The 18,084-nt window shown below is 27.7% G+C and carries 18 protein-coding genes and 1 pseudogene; 11 read left to right on the forward strand and 8 right to left on the reverse strand.

Annotation, left to right across the window (positions count from 1 at the left end; translation table 11 throughout):
• The first annotated feature begins 406 nt into the window (after positions 1 to 406).
• The 3 genes from CLOPA_RS04525 to CLOPA_RS04535 all read left to right on the forward strand — a co-directional run bounded on the left by CLOPA_RS04525 (position 407) and on the right by CLOPA_RS04535 (position 4,395).
• The gene (locus CLOPA_RS04525) at positions 407 to 2,710 is read left to right on the forward strand and encodes a sensor histidine kinase (RefSeq protein ID WP_015614295.1); all 2,304 of its coding nucleotides are present in this window, start codon (positions 407 to 409) and stop codon (positions 2,708 to 2,710) included.
• A 183-nt stretch (positions 2,711 to 2,893) separates the two neighbouring features.
• Positions 2,894 to 3,307: a YkvA family protein gene (locus CLOPA_RS04530; protein WP_015614296.1), complete on the forward strand. Its 414-nt coding sequence runs from the start codon at positions 2,894 to 2,896 to the stop codon at positions 3,305 to 3,307.
• A gap of 152 nt (positions 3,308 to 3,459) precedes the next feature.
• Positions 3,460 to 4,395 (forward strand): DMT family transporter, encoded by a 936-nt coding sequence (locus tag CLOPA_RS04535; RefSeq protein ID WP_015614297.1) that lies wholly within the window; start codon positions 3,460 to 3,462, stop codon positions 4,393 to 4,395.
• A 315-nt stretch (positions 4,396 to 4,710) separates the two neighbouring features.
• Here CLOPA_RS04535 and CLOPA_RS04540 read toward each other — a convergent pair whose 3' ends face one another.
• From CLOPA_RS04540 to CLOPA_RS04545, 3 genes are read right to left on the reverse strand one after another with little or no spacing between them, the layout of a single operon-like run.
• Complete coding sequence (locus CLOPA_RS04540) at positions 4,711 to 5,790, reverse strand: DUF4179 domain-containing protein (protein WP_347460071.1); 1,080 nt, start codon at positions 5,788 to 5,790, stop codon at positions 4,711 to 4,713.
• Positions 5,778 to 5,933, reverse strand: a complete 156-nt coding sequence (locus tag CLOPA_RS25860; protein WP_242834265.1) for a hypothetical protein — start codon at positions 5,931 to 5,933, stop codon at positions 5,778 to 5,780. The genes CLOPA_RS04540 and CLOPA_RS25860 overlap by 13 nt, the downstream gene beginning before the upstream one ends.
• Positions 5,933 to 6,472, reverse strand: a complete 540-nt coding sequence (locus CLOPA_RS04545; protein ID WP_015614298.1) for a sigma-70 family RNA polymerase sigma factor — start codon at positions 6,470 to 6,472, stop codon at positions 5,933 to 5,935. The genes CLOPA_RS25860 and CLOPA_RS04545 overlap by 1 nt, the downstream gene beginning before the upstream one ends.
• A 534-nt stretch (positions 6,473 to 7,006) precedes the next feature.
• Between CLOPA_RS04545 and CLOPA_RS04550 the strand changes: the two genes are divergently transcribed.
• Positions 7,007 to 7,765, forward strand: a complete 759-nt coding sequence (locus CLOPA_RS04550) for a Fic family protein (protein ID WP_015614299.1) — start codon at positions 7,007 to 7,009, stop codon at positions 7,763 to 7,765.
• Positions 7,766 to 7,926: 161 nt separating this feature from the next.
• On the opposite strand, the gene fabG is transcribed toward CLOPA_RS04550, so the two are convergent.
• Positions 7,927 to 8,682, reverse strand: a complete 756-nt coding sequence (gene fabG, locus CLOPA_RS04555) for a 3-oxoacyl-[acyl-carrier-protein] reductase (protein ID WP_015614300.1) — start codon at positions 8,680 to 8,682, stop codon at positions 7,927 to 7,929.
• A 543-nt stretch (positions 8,683 to 9,225) separates the two neighbouring features.
• Here fabG and CLOPA_RS04560 point away from each other — a divergent pair.
• Genes CLOPA_RS04560 through CLOPA_RS04570 form a run of 3 tightly spaced genes read left to right on the forward strand, consistent with a single transcriptional unit; the run spans position 9,226 to position 10,793 of the window.
• On the forward strand, positions 9,226 to 9,423 hold the full coding sequence (locus tag CLOPA_RS04560) for a helix-turn-helix transcriptional regulator (protein ID WP_015614301.1): 198 nt from the start codon (positions 9,226 to 9,228) through the stop codon (positions 9,421 to 9,423).
• 5 nt (positions 9,424 to 9,428) lie between these two features.
• Complete coding sequence (locus CLOPA_RS04565; protein WP_015614302.1) at positions 9,429 to 9,857, forward strand: hypothetical protein; 429 nt, start codon at positions 9,429 to 9,431, stop codon at positions 9,855 to 9,857.
• A gap of 36 nt (positions 9,858 to 9,893) precedes the next feature.
• Positions 9,894 to 10,793: an aldo/keto reductase gene (locus CLOPA_RS04570; protein ID WP_015614303.1), complete on the forward strand. Its 900-nt coding sequence runs from the start codon at positions 9,894 to 9,896 to the stop codon at positions 10,791 to 10,793.
• A 197-nt stretch (positions 10,794 to 10,990) separates the two neighbouring features.
• On the opposite strand, the gene CLOPA_RS04575 is transcribed toward CLOPA_RS04570, so the two are convergent.
• Positions 10,991 to 11,884, reverse strand: a complete 894-nt coding sequence (locus tag CLOPA_RS04575; RefSeq protein WP_015614304.1) for a DUF4351 domain-containing protein — start codon at positions 11,882 to 11,884, stop codon at positions 10,991 to 10,993.
• A 281-nt stretch (positions 11,885 to 12,165) separates the two neighbouring features.
• On the opposite strand from CLOPA_RS04575, the gene CLOPA_RS04580 reads away from it, so the two are divergent.
• The 3 genes from CLOPA_RS04580 to CLOPA_RS04590 all read left to right on the forward strand — a co-directional run bounded on the left by CLOPA_RS04580 (position 12,166) and on the right by CLOPA_RS04590 (position 14,356).
• Positions 12,166 to 12,795, forward strand: coding sequence for a TetR/AcrR family transcriptional regulator (locus tag CLOPA_RS04580; protein ID WP_015614305.1), 630 nt, complete (start codon positions 12,166 to 12,168; stop codon positions 12,793 to 12,795).
• A 116-nt stretch (positions 12,796 to 12,911) separates the two neighbouring features.
• Positions 12,912 to 13,553 carry a DUF998 domain-containing protein gene (locus CLOPA_RS04585; protein ID WP_015614306.1) on the forward strand — a complete coding sequence of 214 codons (642 nt, stop codon included), beginning with the start codon at positions 12,912 to 12,914 and terminating at the stop codon, positions 13,551 to 13,553.
• A gap of 242 nt (positions 13,554 to 13,795) precedes the next feature.
• The gene (locus CLOPA_RS04590) at positions 13,796 to 14,356 is read left to right on the forward strand and encodes a DUF1697 domain-containing protein (RefSeq protein WP_015614307.1); all 561 of its coding nucleotides are present in this window, start codon (positions 13,796 to 13,798) and stop codon (positions 14,354 to 14,356) included.
• 131 nt (positions 14,357 to 14,487) lie between these two features.
• On the opposite strand, the gene CLOPA_RS04595 is transcribed toward CLOPA_RS04590, so the two are convergent.
• The 3 genes from CLOPA_RS04595 to CLOPA_RS04605 form a co-directional block, all read right to left on the reverse strand.
• Positions 14,488 to 14,865: a hypothetical protein gene (locus CLOPA_RS04595; RefSeq protein WP_015614308.1), complete on the reverse strand. Its 378-nt coding sequence runs from the start codon at positions 14,863 to 14,865 to the stop codon at positions 14,488 to 14,490.
• Positions 14,866 to 15,040: 175 nt separating this feature from the next.
• Positions 15,041 to 15,577: a CDP-alcohol phosphatidyltransferase family protein gene (locus CLOPA_RS04600; RefSeq protein ID WP_015614309.1), complete on the reverse strand. Its 537-nt coding sequence runs from the start codon at positions 15,575 to 15,577 to the stop codon at positions 15,041 to 15,043.
• A 231-nt stretch (positions 15,578 to 15,808) separates the two neighbouring features.
• A complete protein-coding gene (locus tag CLOPA_RS04605) occupies positions 15,809 to 16,798 on the reverse strand; it encodes a phage holin (RefSeq protein ID WP_015614310.1) in 990 nt (329 codons plus the stop codon).
• Between the two features lie 475 nt (positions 16,799 to 17,273).
• On the opposite strand from CLOPA_RS04605, the pseudogene CLOPA_RS25865 reads away from it, so the two are divergent.
• Positions 17,274 to 18,005: pseudogene (locus tag CLOPA_RS25865) on the forward strand (GNAT family N-acetyltransferase).
• The last annotated feature ends 79 nt before the right edge of the window (positions 18,006 to 18,084 follow it).

Below are 18,084 nucleotides of genomic sequence, written 5' to 3' on the forward strand. Positions count from 1 at the left end.
TTAACCAATGAGCATTATTACATAAATATTATGTGTTAATGCTCATTATTTTTATCCGATGACTAGTGGCTGTAATACTCCACCTACTAAAGGTGCAGATAACAGCCGCATGTCCCTGGATAATTCATCTAAACTTAATGGGAGTACAAAATCCCATTAAGTTTAGATGAATTGATGTGATAAAATATGTATCTACATAGAATTTTGAAAATACAAAGCATATAAATATATATAAACTGCATAATATGTCAAAAAAAAGAGAATTCTTTTTTTATATTTTTGATTATTTAATATAGTATAATTATACGTAATGGTAAATATCAGTATCATTAAATAAAGTATATGAAATTTTTACTATAAATAACAAAAGTAAAAAGAACATTAATTGAAAGCAGAGGGATATGTAATGAAGTATACTTTAAAAGCTATTAAAAAACTATTTTTTTGTAGTAATAATAATTTTATTACTAAAGTTAGTAGGGATTTTGTAGATTTTAGTGGATATTCAGAATATGAATTGGTTGGAAAATCTCTTAATGAAATAAGTATGTTACTTAGAATTAATTCTGTAGTGAATTTTGAAGATATTAAAGATAAATTTGAGGGCTATATGTTTACTAAACAGTGCAATGCCCGAGAGGTAACTATTCTTTGCAAAAATTTAGAAGGTAATAATGAAAGAGAATATTATTTTAGAGAAAAACCAAATTCACGTATTGAGGATAAGATGATGTTTGTGGCACAGATTTGTAAAAATGATAAAATTGGAACTTCAATTTGGAGTTTTCCTGATTTTATTATGCTTAATTGTAATAATAAGTTTTTAAAATACTTTTATCCATCTTATGCTAAAAGAGAAAATTGTATAGGAAAATATAAGAAGGAAATAGTAAATGGTATTGAGGACGATAATATAGATAAAATATGGTCTACAATAAAAAAGACTGGAGAATCATATCATATAAATGAATTTAAACATGAAGATAAAGTGAATGGAACTAGCTATTGGAATTTAATTTTTGTACCTATATATGTAGATGGTAATATTAAATATATAGTAGAAAATAAATGGGATATAACGGAGAAAATACGAGGTAGAGAATTAAGAGATAAACAGAGCAAAATCATTGAAAACCAAAAAAAACAATTAGAGGCTATAATTGAAAATATGGCAGAGCCTCTATTAATAGTCAATAAAGATGGTAAGTACATAGATATAAATAAGGCAGCAAGAAATAAGTATCCCATGTATAGAAATTTAAGAGAAGCAGGGAAGACTTATGATAAAATTGAGTATTTTGATATTGATGGGAAAGTAATTCCTAAAGAGAATTTACCTGTTAATAGATTATTAAGAGGTGAAAAAATATCGGAATTTAAAAGTATTGTAAAATATAATAATGATTTTAGGTATTATAATGTAAATGCTGCACCTGTATACGATAATGAAGGAGATTTTATAGCAGGAGTAATGTGCATTAATGATATTACTGAAAAAGTAAAAAATGATAATCATATGTTTATAGATAAACAATATAAAATTTTAAATCGTATGATAGAAGAACTGGATTTACCAGTGCTAAGATTATCCTATCCAGATTTAAAACTTATAGATATTAATAAAAAAGCCTACAATTTTCTAAAGCTAGAAAATTCAGATATAGGTTCTATATCATCTATTAAAGGTATGAACTATAAAGATGTAGTAAATAGTTTTGATAAAAATTATATTCTTAAACATGTTAAGGGCATAATAGAGGAAAATAAAAAATCTTATTCTAAATATAGAAAATTCACAGTTTTTGGTAAAGAAAAATTTATAAATACAATATATCAGCCTATTTTGGGAATTAATAATGAAGTGTTAGAAATACTTGCTATTGGAATCGATGTTACTGAAGAAATAATGGCTAATAAGGAAATGGAGAAAACTCTTAAAGTACAGGAGGAAATTTTTGCAAATTTATCTCATGAGATGAGAACACCTTTAAATGTAATTTTCAGTGCAGTTCAGCTATTTGAATTGTATTCAAATAATAAATCCTTATGTGGAGATAAGGAGAAATTAAATAGAGATATACATTCAATAAAGAAAAATTGTTATAGATTATCAAGAATAATAAATAATATGGTGGACCTATCAAGAATAAAATTAGGTTACTTCGAAGTAAATTTATCTAATCAAAATATAGTTAGTATGCTTAAAACCATAGTTAAAGATATATCGGAATACTTTGAAGACAAAGAAATTAATATTGTTTTTAATACAAATATAGATGAGAAGATTATTGCATATGATGCCAATAATATCTGCAGAGTTATACTTAATCTCATTTCCAATGCAATTAAATTTTCAGAAAACAGTTGTGAGATTTCTATAGAACTTATAGATAAAAATAATTTTATTGAAATATCTGTAAAGGATAAAGGAATTGGTATTGAAAAAAATCATTTACAGCATATATTTGAAAAATTTAAACAAGTGGACAAGTCATTTCAAAGAGCTACAGAGGGCATTGGTATAGGGTTATATATAGTAAAGTCAATTGTTGAATTGCATTATGGAAATATAAGCGTAAAAAGTAAATTGGGCGAGGGTAGTATATTTAAAGTAACATTACCTGCAAGAACCGTAGAAACAAATAATAAGAAGAATATCTTCTTTAGTGATGAAATGATAAAGGCGGAGTTTTCTGATATATATCTATGATTTCCTGATTTTACACCCCGGGGGTGCTTTTTTAATATAAAAATTATAACATATTATTCTATATAATCCATTATTACAGAGGCTAGTTATAGGATAAAGTTATGATATAATTTCATAGGAGAGTAATGATTTATAACTTTATTTTAAGTTCAAATAAAAAATTGATTAACCCCGAGGTGATTTATGAAAAACAAATTAAATAAAAGATATAATATGGGTATTTCAATAATTATGAAAAGAGCTAAAAAAATGAAAAAGGAGATTGGGGCATTATATTTTGCATATAAACGACCGGATGTACCTTTTTATGCAAAATTAGTTTCAATATTAGTGGTATGTTATGCTTTAAGTCCTATTGACTTGATACCTGATTTTATACCAATTTTAGGATACGTTGATGATCTGATTATATTGCCACTTGGTATTGCCTTTGCTATAAAGCTAATACCAAGTGATATTATGAATGAATGCAGACAACAATCAGAAAATATTTTTAAAGAGGGTAAGCCTAAAAAATGGATTGCTGGAGTCATTATAATATGTATTTGGATTATAATAATCAGCTACATTTTAATGAAGATAATTCACAGCTTTTAATTTGCCCTAGGGGTGTAAATTTTCCCTACTTTCATTTGTTATAGGACGCAATTTATTGTATTCTTAATGGGTAAATGATTTAATGATATTACTGGATTTAAGGGGAATAGTAGTAAATTTAGACGAAATACAAAATAAAGGATTTGACAGAATTGAATAACAAAAAAATTTTTACAAATAGAAAAATAGTAATACTGCTTGCCTCATTTTGTTGCATATTATGGGGAAGTGCCTACCCAGGAGTTAAGAGTGGATATGCTCTTTTTAAAATAAGTACAGATAATATATTTTCTGAATTGTCTTTTGCAGGGTACAGATTTATAATAGCAGGATTGATGGTTTTAATAGTTGCTTTATTTTCATCTAAGAATTTATTTTCATTAACAAGAAAAAATATAAAAGAACTTATACTTTTAGGTTTAACTCAAACAACCTTGCAGTATATGTTTTTTTATATTGGACTTGCTCATACTAGTGGTGTAAAGGCTTCTATAATGAACTCTACATCTGCTTTTTTCAGCGTCATCCTTGCTCATTTCCTATATAATGATGATAGAATAAATTCTCGAAAAGCAATTGGCTGTATACTAGGATTTATTGGTGTATTGTTAGTAAATTTCAGCAGTGACCTTTTAAATTTCAGCTTTAAAATTAACGGTGAGGGTTTTATTGCTGTAGCTGCCTTTGCATTTTCTGCCTGCTCAATTTATGGAAAAAAGATTTGCAAAAGCATAGATTCCATGCTGGTAACTGGTTATCAATTGCTAATTGGTGGACTAGTTTTACTAATTTTAGGTATTTCCAATAAAGGTCATGTTACAAACTTTACAATAGGTTCTACGCTTGTCTTATTATATCTTGGACTGCTTTCAGCTGTAGCTTTTTCCATATGGACAATACTTTTAAAATATAATAAAGTTGGTTCAATTGCTCTTTTCAATTTTTTAATTCCCATATCTGGTGCTATTTTATCATCAATATTTCTGAAAGAAAATATTTTTGACTGGGAAAATGCTGTTGCACTTATATTAGTATGTATTGGTGTTTACATAGTAAATCATCATCCAAATAAATTATTGAAGGTATAATCTGATGGACAAAAATGCATAAAGAACAATATGAAGAAATTTACCATGTTAATTATAGTAAGTTATGATGCTATGGCTTGAAAGGTATGCTCAATGAGAAATATAAGAATTGAAATGCTAATGTTTGCTTAATAGCATTACATATGCTAAATGATGCATTTTTAACAGACAATGTTAAAAGTATCATTAGGATTTATTAAATAGTATCGTGATAATTGATAACTATAAATTTATAAAGCCAGCATTCTTCTAAGCATTTAATAAATTAGAAGAATGCTGGCTTTACTTTGCTAATGACAAGAATTAATCTCATAGTTATTTTATTTGTATTTTAACTGGGGTAATATTTGTATAAGGTGGCCCTGGTGAATAGTTAAGTCTGCTTATTACTAAATACAAATGTTTTGGATGTCTGTAATAAGAACTTTGAAATGATGCTTTTACTGATTTATCTTCATGATTGTATGAAAAATTACTTGGAGAAAGCATATATTTGTTTCCATTTTCATCAATTAAATAAGGTAGCCTATTATAATTATCCGTGTGCGATGCTCCATCATGATTTGTACCAATCCCCCAGGCCTGTGAATTATTGGTTTTATCCATACCGAGCTTAATATTTGCTTCTATATGAGTTGGATAAATTTTCAAATATCTTATTTCAAGATCTGTATTATTGGCAGAAAACTTAATATTATTGTATTCTTCCGGTTTTTCGGTTTTTGCAGCAGCTTTTATACTTAAATTCCAATTACCCTTAATATTCATAGGCTCTCTATTAAATTTAGATATAAAATCTGCATATTTTTTTTGAGAATAGGTCATATTATAGGCTTCCGTAAAGCTTGAAACTTCTAAATTTAATTTATCCGGTATTGCAGTATTATTTAGAGATATTATTTCTATAGAGCCGTAGGTTTCCCCCGTATCAGCATAGTCCTTAATTGAATCTCCTAAAGAGGAAACTATGACTTTATAATCCTTTGAACTATTTAGTGACAGGAAATCTCCCTCTTGATCCATCAAAGTAACTGGAAGTATCTGTGATCTGAATCCATTACTATCAACAATAATATTATTATTGCTATCAGTTATGGTAAAGCTGTTCAGAAGTAAATTCTTAATTTTTTTATCACTGCTTTTCAATGTATACAATATAAATTTATCTTTATCATCACCGACAATACTATTAATAGTTAAACTTATATTATTGTCAGAAACTGTCTGATTTACATTTTGAGAGTCACTTTGATTTACAGCACTAATCATATTTTTATCATAATGAAATTGTAATGCTTGTGCTATAGATGAGACTATAGGTACATTATTAATTGTACTTGCAAAGGATAGACTACAATTAATACCAGCAGTAAAAAATATAGCTATTGCGGCAATTCCTGCAGAAGCTTAAATGAAACATTTTTTATAAAGCTTTTTTTCTTTTCAATTTTAGCCTTAATTATGCTCCCCTTAATAACCTTATCCAATTTATCAGAAACAGGTATATTATCAAAAATATCTTTAAAATCAGTATTCATTAAATACATTCCTCCTTTAACTCAATTTTTAATTTTTTCAATGCTCTAAATAAATAAGATTTTACTGTTCCCTCTGGATAATTCAATATCTTTGCAATTTGAGAAATGGTCATATCCTGAAAATATCTTAGGATCACTACATTTTTATATTTTGTATCCAGTTTATCTATGGCATTATATAGATCTATATTCTTTGGTATATTAAAATCTAAGTCACTCATATTATGTATTGCTTCTGATTTTACCTGCTCATAGTCATCAATGTATACTATTTTCTTATTGCTTTTAGCTTTATTTGCAGCAGTATTTATAAGTATTCTCACTATCCAAGTATTAAAAAATTGGGGATCTTTAAGTTTATTTAAGTTCAAATAGGCCTTGTATATGGTATCACTTAAAATATCTAGAGCATCCTGCTCATTTTTTACGTAAATATAAGCTATTTTATAAAGTTTTTCTTTATTTATATCAATGAGTTTGGCAAAAGCTTTGTCATCTCCTTTCTTAGCCTTTTTTGCAATTAATTTTATGTCGTCCATTTCATCACCTCTAATAGGGTTAATATTTTGTGCTATACTAATTAGACTAAGATAACAGTAGAAAGGTTGCAGTTATTTATAATTTTATCAGTTTTGGAAGAAAAGGATAGTGCAGCAGGATATGGTCATGATACCTACGGAAAATTTCAGTAATATTCATATCAATTAATGTCTATCACTTCAAGAGAAGGGTTATCTTCTGAAATAACGTTCATATACAAAAGGTATTTTAAAGCTCATATTCCGCTGAATGCATAAAAATACAACTAAATTTATGGCTTTATGCAATTTTTGCCTTTATGTGGTATCAACCTACGAAGATTGAGACCGTTTTTTTAATTAAATTCTTGATAATTAACGAATGTTTAAGGCAAAAATTTAAATATCGTAAATATGAAAATCATTGTGCGGAATATGAGTTAAAGATAAAATTTTATAAAGAAAAGGTAATTTATTATGAGAAGTCAGGTTAAAATATGTGATATAATCTATATTATATTTTAACTAAAAATAACAAAATAGGAGGTTTAAAAGATGTTGTATGATGAGGCTGTGAAAGTGTGGAGAAAAGGGAGAACTAAGGATTTATTAAATAGGTTCTTTTTGAAATTCACATATTCTTCAAATAAGATAGAAAACAATGAAACAAGACTTAGGGACGTTGAAACTGTTTTTAGGGGAGAGAAAGTTACAGATTTCACAGGAAATAAGAAGACAATCAAAGAGATTGAAAACCATAAAAAACTTTGCGAAAATATTATAAAATTAAGTGAAAAAAATAGCTCGAAACTTTCCATTGATTTAATTAAAAATTTTCACTATGTTTTAATGAAAGATTGTTTCACAGAGAATTTGTTAAAGAAAGGTGAAAAACCTGGCGAATTTAAAAAAGGTGATTATATAGTTGGATTACATGATGTAGGTGTTAGTCCATTAGAGGTAGAAGAAAATTTAAAATCATTAATTGAAGAAATTAATGATATACAGATAAATGAGAATAATGCTTTAAAAGTAGTTAGTTATTTCCATTGTTGGTTTGAGACCATACATCCTTTTGCAGATGGCAACGGGCGAGTGGGGAGAATGCTGCTTAACTATCTGCTTATAGGTAATAATCTTCCGCCAATTGTTCTATTTGAGAATGATAGAGAAGAATACTATTTAGCATTAGAATATTTTAACGAAACGCAGGAAATAAATAAAATGGTTGATTTTTTAGATAGTCAAGCTTATAAAACATGGGTTAAGGATTATAATTTAAAAGTAAAGAATTTGAAAGATTTTTTGGATTAACTGAAACAAGAAGTACCCTTTCTACACCATACCTGCAAATTGTTGTCCCATGAGTTTTTCTATTTTTTTGTTATTTCAACACTTTGATTTTTATTAATAGAAATTTCAGTTTTTCCTTAGAAATTTCTTCAAAACTCTGTGCATGTAAAATTCAATAAACTCTAATACATAACCATTCCACCATCTACATTAATAACTTGACCTGTAATATATTGCGACATATTTGAAACAAGAAACAAAACTGCATTTGCTACAGCTTCTGGCTTACCATAGGTTTTCATTGGAATTTTAGATAATATTTCCTCAGTGGTTTTATCAGAAAGTGTAGATGTCATATCCGTTGAAATATATCCTGGAGCAATGGCATTTACAGTTATGCCTCGGTCTGCTAATTCTCTAGCCACTGTTTTAGTAAAACCAATAAGTCCAGCTTTAGAAGCAGAATAATTTGCCTGTCCAACGTTGCCTGTTATTCCTACAACACTTGTTATATTTACTATGCTGCCTGATTTTTGTTTTAACATATGTTTAGATACAAACTTAGTGCAGTTAAATGCTCCTGTAAGATTTACGCTAATTACCTTATCCCATTTTTCTTTTTTCATCATCATCATTATACCATCACTTGTAATACCTGCATTATTCACCAAAATATCTATTCGTTTAAAATTTTCAAGTATAGCTTTTACAACTTCCTTTGTTGATTCCTCGGAACTTACATCATGTTTTAAACCTAAAGTTTCAACGTTGTAAGCTAATGATATTTCATTTGCTACTTGTTTTGCTCGTTCTTCATTAATGCCAGTTACAACTACCTTTACCTTTTCTTTTGCTAATTTCTCTGCAATAGCTCGACCAAGCCCACGAGTACCTCCAGTTATTAAAGCGATTTTATCAGTTAAACCTAAATCAATCATACTTAACCTCCTTATATGTATATACTCAATTAATATTTCTTTAAATTATTTAGTTTTTAATATCTTATATTTTCTATTTAATTGATGTAAAAATTATATCATATTATCTATATAATTCCATTATTAAAGATAAAATATATTATATATTTATTGTATAACTACTGTATTATTCAATTATCAAATACAATGTTGTCCATAATTGGGACAAGAACATCAATATATAGTAAATTATTTTTGAATTTAAATCAGAGTTTAATATTAATGGCAATGCAAATAATCCTGATAGACCGTAAGCACCTAAAATGTATATAAAAAGTTTCTTACTTTCAAAACTTTTCAATAAATACACATCCCTTCAAAATGGTGTTTATTTAAATAAAAACTTAATTAATATAGAAATTATAGCATATTATTCTGTGTAATCCATTGTTACAATTATAATTTAATAATCTTATATTATGGAAAGCTACCTTTACATGAAGTGAAAGGTATAGTATTATAGTTATGGAAAGTATACTTTCCATAATCTCCGGAGGTGAAAGCTTGAAAAATAGATTAGAAGAAATACGTAAGCAACACGGTATGAAGCAGGAAGAACTTGCAGAAGTCTTAGAGGTATCAAGACAAACAATAGGTTCTCTTGAGAATGGAAGATATAATCCATCAATTCTTCTTGCTTTTAAGATTGCAAGATATTTTAATATGAGTATTGAAGAAATATTTATTTATGAGGAGGAATGAATATAATGATTAAGAAAAATAATATGTGGATTTATGCTGTCCTAACAATTATAGGTGCTATTTCAATTTACATTGGAGGCTTTGTTATAAGTGAAAAGTTAAAAGGGGTGTCTGGATTATGTATTGGTTTAGGTGCAGCCATATTCTCAATTGGAATAGGAAATTTTATTGGAGCTTTCATTATTTCAAAAGTAGAAACAGAAGAAATTATTCGTAAGAAAAATATTGAGGTAAATGATGAACGTAATATAAGAATTAGAGAGAAGGTTGGAGCAAAAATTAACCGAATTCTTATTTATGTTCTTAGCATTATTGTTTTAGTTCTTGGATTTATGGGGGTAAATGTTGTTATTATTATCATGATTTCCTCTGTATTTTTGTTAGAACTTATATTAGCAATTGTGCTGACAAACTATTACTCAAAACAAATGTAATTAGATATATAAGTGAATTGAAGGAAGTGTAAAATTATGATTGAAATAAATAAAAACAAAATAGAAAAAATTGCTGATGTAAACAGAAAGCTTTTAATAGAACTACCAGATAAGACGAAAGTTCCAATCATAGGTCAAGGGACTTGGTACTTAGGTGAAAAGTCAAATGACAGAGCAAGAGAAATGGCTGCACTAAAGCTAGGTATAGAACTAGGAATGACACTAATAGATACGGCAGAAATGTATGGCAGTGGAAGATCTGAGACTTTAGTAGGGGAAGCTATAAAGGGGATTAGAGATAGTGTATTTTTAGTATCTAAGGTTTATCCTCATAACTCTGGATTAAACAATATTTTTAGCTCCTGCGAAAATAGCCTGAAAAGGTTTGGAACAGATCATTTGAATTTATATTTACTGCATTGGAGAGGGAATGTACCACTAGAAGAAACTATAGAAGGTATGGAGAAATTGAAAAAACAGGGGAAAATACTCAGATGGGGTGTTTCAAATTTCGATACAGAAGACATGGAGGAGTTATTGGAGTGTGAGGATGGCAGCAACTGCGTTACCAATCAGGTTTTATATCATTTAGGCTCCAGAGGAATTGAATTTGATCTATTACCATGGCAAAGATTACATAAAATGCCTATTATGGCTTATTGTCCTGTGGCTCAGGGTGGATCACTGAGAACGCAATTATTAAAGGATTCTACAGTAAAGAAAATAGCAGAAAATCATAGTGTAAAGCCGCTGCAGATAATTTTAGCTTGGTGCATGAGATCAAGAAATATAATTGCTATTCCAAAGGCTTCTCAAGCAGAACATGTACTGGAAAATGCGGAAGCTGCTTCTATTGTATTATCAGAAAGTGAATTGGATGAACTGGATAAGGTGTTTTCTAGACCAACTAGGAAAGTTGGGCTTGATATAGTTTAAGTTAAAAGCACTTTAATTATGAATAGGATTATAGTTTATTGTATTAATATGTTTACTTTTCAGTGCAGTAATTGTATTAACATATAGCATCTATGGACTACCTTTGCAAAATAAAATATTTCTTTGTTATTTAAGTAAGAAGTAGATTATACACAGAAAAAATTATGTGTTATTAAGTCAATAGCACATAATAACTTCTATTTTAAATATTTAAATATATCCTCTAATTTTTCAAAATCAAGTATTCCATCAACTATAATTTCTAATGCTGTAGTGTCAGAATTCTCTATCTTGTTTTTTATATCATCAGGTAGAATTCCAAATTTTTTAGTTAATAGTTTAATCGAGGTCCTTATTAGTTCTTCTTTTCTACCTTCTTCAATACCTTGTTTTCTACCTTCTTCAATACCTTCTTGTTTTAATAATTTACCAAGCTCAGTCATGCGGAACACCTCCTTAATTTTATTCATATTTTCTTTGCTTACAAATTTCTCAGCAAAGGCATAGAGCAGGGCAAGGGAATTGCTTTCAGCTTCTTTATCCTTAATAGATTTTGAAAGTGTTATAGCATCCACTATCCTGTCAGTTTTATTTTTAGTGCTGCTCATTATAGGTAAAAATACAAGAGTTAATATATCCTGTTTAGTTAAAATTTCATTGTTATAAATTTTATTACGTAAATAATCTAATTTTTTATCTCCATCGATAGAATTCATATAAAAGGCTTTTACTGAATATTTTATGGAGCCAATATTGATACTTGTGACAGCCTTTTTTATATCAGAGGAATAAACTACAATTGTATTAACATTTTTATTCTCTTTATAGTGTAACGCAGCATCATAAGCGAGAAATCTTGACAAATCATCTTTTTTATCAGTAGTTTGGAACTCAAGATGTACGAAGGAATTATCATCTAATAAAAAAGTATAATCCATAAAGGCTGTAGTAATTTGTAAATTCTTAAGCTCAGTTCTAGCGGATGATACTATTTTAGCTTTTACACCGAAAAATTTTAAAGCATCTTCTCTAAAAACATCCATTACACTTTTCATAATGGCATCTTCTGTATTTCTTATTTTTGTATCCATTGAGTAATCCACCTTTATAGCATCTTATAAATTATAGTTTTATATTAATATTTTATCATATTTTATTTAGAAATATCAGATGACTATAAAATGAGATATAAAATTTTTTAAATAATTTGTTTATTCAATTGATATAGTATTTGATACGTCTATGTTAAGATGGTTTTTTGATTCTAATGAATTATTAAAAGTATATTGATTAAACTATCATATGTTAGTATAATTAAATTATAAACTAACATATGATAGTTTGTTTATCTATAATAGAAAGGTAGTCAAAAATGGAAAGTACAAAAACTAAAATAAATACAAAGGAAAAAATATTTGAAAAGGCTATAGAACTATTTTCAAAAAAAGGTTGTAATGGTGTATCCATGAGAGAAATAGCAAAGGGGGTTGGAATTAGGGAAAGTTCAATTTATAATCACTATAAAAGTAAGGATGCAATAATAGATAATATATTTGATTATTTTGCAGGTTCTATTAAAAATTACAGACCTTCTGAATTAGAATTAAATGAAATGATGGATTTCATGTCACCAGAAGATTTATTTAAACATCTTGTAATAAGCTATGGAAGATCGTTAAATGGAAAACTTGACAGTATAGCAAGGATAATATATTCAGAACAATTTAGAAATGAAAAGGCAAAAAAATTAATGCTTGAAGTTATATTGAGGGAGCCTTCGGAATTTATAGCTAAATTAATAGATATGATGATGGAGAAAAAGCTTATTAAGAAAGTAGATAGTAAATTAGTTGCTGAAGAATATAATTACGCATTAGTTGCAATAACCTTTGAATATGCTCATGCAGTAAACAATGGAGAGAATACAGCTCCAATAATTAAGAAAATGTTCAATAATATAAATTTTATCTGTAATTATCTAAGGACTAATAAAATAAAGTAATATTTTGTTCAATGAATAGTTGCTGTAATCCTTAGACTTATAAACATATAGATAACATCGGCATATCCATAAATGTTTAACAAATCGAAAATATATAAAAAGGGGTGTGGGTAAAAATGAAAAAAATTTATTCGATATTTGGAATGATTTCACCTTTGTTTTACTTAATACATGTTATTATTGGAAGTATGTTGTGGAGTGGTTATAATAACATCACACAGCCTATAAGTGATTTAACTGCAGCAGATGCTCCAAATCGAGAAATACTAAGTATTTTTACAAATATGTATGGTATATGTGGGCTAATATTTTCAATAGGTTCATTTAATTATTTAAAAAAACTTAAGGTAAAAATTATAAATGTTTCTATGATTATTTTTATAGCAATGGTGTTAATTGGTGTTTCCTATGGATTCTTTCCTGAAGATATGGCAGGTGCTACTATGACATTTGAAGGCTTCATGCATCTTGTTATCACTGCCCTAATTGTTCCTACAGCTATTTTAACACCTTTATTTGCAGGACTTGGATTTAGAAAACTTGAGAATTTTAAAAAGTTTTCTAATTATTCTATTGCTACAAGTGTAATTATATTTGTGTCTGGCGGAATGTCTGTTATTGCTATAGCCAATAAAATTTCTATTTTTGGGGCTATAGAAAGAATAAACATAGGATCTTTACAATTATGGATATTTATATTTGCCTTAATAATGTTTACTAATCATATGGATAAGATTACTGTAAGAGATAATTTTTAATAATCTGATATAAATATTTTGTAAATAGAATTTCTGAATAAATTTTCCTGACGAAAATAAAGGCATAATAATATTAAAATATGTTATAATCTCCATATGTGTGCGAGAAATTAAATTGAGAATAATAAAAATTAAAACCATTTCTATTTATAATGAGTGGTGTTATGATTGTTGCAGAAATACTTATGATAATTTCTGCTAAGAAGATTGAAAGTAAATAGGATATAATCAGGGGGGCTATTATGACGATTTATATTGCATTACTACGGGGTATTAACGTAGGTGGAAAGAATATTATTAAGATGGCAAATCTGAGACAAGCACTTGAATCCATTGGACTTTGCGGAGTTAAAACATATATTCAAAGTGGTAATGTACTATTTAAGTCAAATGAAGAGGAAGAAGTACTGCGCAAGAAGATTGAGAATCAGATTGAGGATGTTTTTGGATTTTCAGTTAAAGTTGTTTTGAGAAGGGCTCAGGATTTAGAAATGATTATTGAAAATTGTCCATTTTCTAAGGAAGCAATATCAGAAGCAGAGGCATCATCAAAAGTTGAGAGCTTATATGTTTCTCTACTGACTCATGCTCCTTCAGAAGAAAAGATTGAATGCTTGAATGACTATAGAAATGAAAATGATGATTACATAATTAAAGGTCGAGAGGTATTTCTCTTATTCCGCAATAGTATTCGAAACTCTAAGCTTGCCAATAATCTTCACAGATTAGATGTACCCTATACTGTCCGCAATTGGAAAACAATAAATAAGCTGATGTTATTGGCAAAGGATATGGAAAAGTAGTTCAAGAAAATAATTAAAGCTATGCAGCTGCAAAATTTGGCTGAATAATTTTATTTTAAACCATTAATCTCTCATTAAAAACATATTTCAGTACATTCTAATAAACAGAATTCTTGACATCAGATGGAGTTTCATTCTATATATTTGGAAGTGCATGCTCTTATAATATCATCTCTTTTATATCGTCCTTCATAGGTCCACATATTTTTACACAACTTGTTTACAGCATTATTTCCTATCTTCAATATATCCCTTATTTCTCTAAGTGTATAGGTATCCTTGGTAAACAATTTTTCCAATTGAAGTTTAAAAGCCGCTTTTAACTTTGCATCTAATTCTGCATTAAAATGAACGCCTTCTTTAGGATCTCTATGGTGCTTTGGACATAGATAAATGTGATTATAGGGGCATTTCTCTAAAGGCTTTATCTGACTTCTAAACATTATATGATGATCTTCCACAGCATAGCTGCTTCCGCATATTGCACAAAAATGTATTTCTGAACTCATTTGATCATTCCTTACTAAAGATAAATGTATCTATTATTATAATATTTAATATTACAAAATTGTTATCATTTTTTCCAGTGGTTATTTTAATATATTAACCGCTTTTAATGATAAATTTAAAAAATCACAGATTATTTTTTCTACAATTGAGTTATTGAAAACTCTTTTTATTTCATCATTCATGATGAAATATACTTTTTCTATTTAAATCAAGTTTATCTGTAGTTAGGTGTATAGCCCCTTCTTCAATAGCTGATAAGACAGAAATGATGCACACAGGCCAGAAAATTTTTACCGTATGAAATGTAACAAATAGTAAAGGGCTTATAAAAACAAGAAATCCAGCCAACTTGTTGCCTAAGGTGTGTAAACTGATAAAGGAACGATATTTATATGCCGCAATAATCATGTTTATACAGCGAATAATCGCAGTGGCAATCACCCACGGTAAAAAGACTGCAATTTTATCCAAAGATTTAATCAGTATAAATGTTGTTATAACTCCAAACATTATTAAATCAGCAAATGAATCGAGTTTTGCACCTATTGAGCTTTGTGTATTGGTTTTACGTGCAATATATCCATCCATAATATCACTAAGCCCGCAAATTAAGTATAAAGAAATAAATAACAATTTATTTCTATAAAAACAAATCATTATAATGGAAACAATAATCCTTATTATGGAAATAATATTTGCTATGTGTTTCATAATAGTCCTCTTTTCATTATAGATAATAGATTATTTTAAAACATTAAATATTGTTTTAAAAATAATTATATAATTGAACAAGTGAAATTTAAGAAATTTTGAATTAATTCTAAGATAAATTGTATTAAATATTAAGGATTTTAGCAAATGATGAAGTGTGGAAAAATACTCATAGAAGGTTAGGTTTCTTGATTAAAATCTGGCAAGCTTGTCCTTACCAGACTTATTTGCTTACTTAATAATTACCCATATATCCTGTTTGATTCTTGAAAATACTTCATAAGGTAAATAGAAATATCCTTTATCTCCCCAATTTTCACCCCAGGAATTTCTCACAATGAAATATCCATTTGATTTTCCTATTAGTTTGTTAATTAAAGTTTTAAACTTATTTTTTACATTATCCCTGTAACCTACAATCAATACAGAATGACCACCTAGTATCTGTTCAGTTTTTTTATTTGGCATTCTTACAAGACCATCACTTCCAACATCTTCAAAGTTTTCATAGACAATCATACCTAATAAAACTGCTTGCCCTTGTGATAAAGCTTGTCTTATTTCTGTTTCTGATAGTACTCTGTAATAACTTGAAATTCTATATTGTAAGGCATTTTTATATGACTCCTCACTTGGTGCAGCACTTAAATTTTCTTCATTATAAGGCAAATAACTTTCTTCACTTATACCGTACTTATTAAGAGCCTTGCAAATTGTACGCATCTGAGCACCATTATCATCAGGAAAAGTACCTTCAATTATTCTCTCTACGTTGTAGAGAAACTGCCTTGATAATTTAATTGAATCTTTCTGAAGCATATATTCTCTATCACCTGCTCCAGCATTTGCAGTACAGCTTCCTTCTTGACCCTGATCAAATAACGGTGGCATTTTTTCACGTAAATCAATGCTCAAAGGTAATTCTATATTATTAAATAAATTTTTGAATAAATAATCTCTATTATCTTGTGAATCTTTCTTTAAAACATATCTTCTTTTAGTTTTTAAATTTTTGGTTAAATTAAACTTCGTATCAGATATTCCTGGTGAACATGGATCAATAATTATTCCCAGCCCTATTAATATTGAAAGTGCCATATTCACTACAGTATCAAAATTATCAGGTATTTGAATATTGGTGAATGTTTTTATTACCAATACTATAAATGCTATTATACATAAAATAAATGTCTTATTTCTCAGCCTTGATTTTATATCCATTCATATTCCTTCTCCTTATTTTATAAAAAAGTATCTTTTGTACATACTTAAACTTGCAAATACTATTTAGAAAGTCAGGCTCTATAGTCACAGTAGTATATGCTATATTAATAGGGTAGGTGTCAATGGATATATCTGTAAATTTATATAAGCCCTTTGAAGGAATTAAATTTTAATAAGTATCAAGGTATGAATATATCATCACAAATCTTTACTTTAAAATGATATAATGTATAATTATAAATAAATATAAATAATTATGCAAAATATAAATTTCTAAGGAGGCATTGAAAAGTCATATATAATATACTGGTAGATGGGCAATATGAATTAATTGGTTTGAAAATTCATGAATATTTATTAAAGTATTCAGATTTTAAATTGTTGGATATAGATTATGAAATCAGAATAGATATTAGAACTATTGTCTATTTTAAATATTTGAAAAAAATTTAAATTTCACATGGGGGACAAAATGAGAGAAATAGAAGAATTATCAATGAATGCATGGCCATCTATTCAAAATCTATTTATTGATGGATGGATAATTAGATTTGCAAATGGATATACGAAGAGAGCCAATTCTGTTAATCCATTATATTATTCATCAAAGGATATTAATATAAAAATTAATTTATGTGAACAAATTTTTGAGAAAAAAAATTTAAAGACTGTGTTTAAAATGACTTCAAAGGCTTTTCCAATAAATTTGGATAATATTTTAGAAGATAGAGGGTATAAATCTATTGACCATACAAGTGTACAATTATTGAATTTATCAGATATTGATGAACCTGAATTTACTAAGATAAAGGTATATACCCAGGTTAATGAAGAATGGTTAAATAATTATTGTAAATTAAATTCTGTAAATATTAATGATAAAATTACATTAAAAAAAATACTTCAAAATATTAATAATGAAAGTTGTTTTGTTTCATTATCATTAAGCGGCGAAATTATAGCTTGTGGATTGGGTGTATTAGAAAATAATTATATAGGATTGTTTGATATAGTTGTTGATAAAAGTTACAGAAATCATGGATATGGTGAATAATTAATTAAGAACATAATAAAATTTGGTAAAAATAGAGGAATAGAAAAAGCTTATTTGCAAGTTATGTTAAATAATTTACCTGCACTAAAATTGTATTCAAAACTTGGATTTAAAGAATTGTATCAATATTGGTATAGAGTTAAAGAGTAATTATAAATATTATGCTGGGTATTAAATAAGAAACAGGTTTACTGTAAAATATAGGTTTTTTATAAGAGGTGAATAAAAA

Origin of the sequence: Clostridium pasteurianum BC1 (genome assembly GCF_000389635.1) — a bacterium.
In the GTDB taxonomy this organism is placed as follows: Bacteria; Bacillota; Clostridia; order Clostridiales; family Clostridiaceae; genus Clostridium_I; species Clostridium_I pasteurianum_A.

Excerpts from the sequence above, each read along its gene's own strand:
- CLOPA_RS04525 (WP_015614295.1), top strand. The coding sequence starts at position 407 with ATGAAGTATACTTTAAAAGCTATTAAAAAACTATTTTTTTGTAGTAAT.
- CLOPA_RS04530 (WP_015614296.1), top strand. The coding sequence starts at position 2,894 with ATGAAAAACAAATTAAATAAAAGATATAATATGGGTATTTCAATAATT.
- CLOPA_RS25860 (WP_242834265.1), bottom strand. The coding sequence starts at position 5,933 with ATGAATACTGATTTTAAAGATATTTTTGATAATATACCTGTTTCTGAT.
- CLOPA_RS04545 (WP_015614298.1), bottom strand. The coding sequence starts at position 6,472 with ATGGACGACATAAAATTAATTGCAAAAAAGGCTAAGAAAGGAGATGAC.
- CLOPA_RS04550 (WP_015614299.1), top strand. The coding sequence starts at position 7,007 with ATGTTGTATGATGAGGCTGTGAAAGTGTGGAGAAAAGGGAGAACTAAG.
- fabG (WP_015614300.1), bottom strand. The coding sequence starts at position 8,682 with ATGATTGATTTAGGTTTAACTGATAAAATCGCTTTAATAACTGGAGGT.
- CLOPA_RS04565 (WP_015614302.1), top strand. The coding sequence starts at position 9,429 with ATGATTAAGAAAAATAATATGTGGATTTATGCTGTCCTAACAATTATA.
- CLOPA_RS04570 (WP_015614303.1), top strand. The coding sequence starts at position 9,894 with ATGATTGAAATAAATAAAAACAAAATAGAAAAAATTGCTGATGTAAAC.
- CLOPA_RS04575 (WP_015614304.1), bottom strand. The coding sequence starts at position 11,884 with ATGGATACAAAAATAAGAAATACAGAAGATGCCATTATGAAAAGTGTA.
- CLOPA_RS04580 (WP_015614305.1), top strand. The coding sequence starts at position 12,166 with ATGGAAAGTACAAAAACTAAAATAAATACAAAGGAAAAAATATTTGAA.
- CLOPA_RS04585 (WP_015614306.1), top strand. The coding sequence starts at position 12,912 with ATGAAAAAAATTTATTCGATATTTGGAATGATTTCACCTTTGTTTTAC.
- CLOPA_RS04590 (WP_015614307.1), top strand. The coding sequence starts at position 13,796 with ATGACGATTTATATTGCATTACTACGGGGTATTAACGTAGGTGGAAAG.
- CLOPA_RS04595 (WP_015614308.1), bottom strand. The coding sequence starts at position 14,865 with ATGAGTTCAGAAATACATTTTTGTGCAATATGCGGAAGCAGCTATGCT.
- CLOPA_RS04600 (WP_015614309.1), bottom strand. The coding sequence starts at position 15,577 with ATGAAACACATAGCAAATATTATTTCCATAATAAGGATTATTGTTTCC.
- CLOPA_RS04605 (WP_015614310.1), bottom strand. The coding sequence starts at position 16,798 with ATGGATATAAAATCAAGGCTGAGAAATAAGACATTTATTTTATGTATA.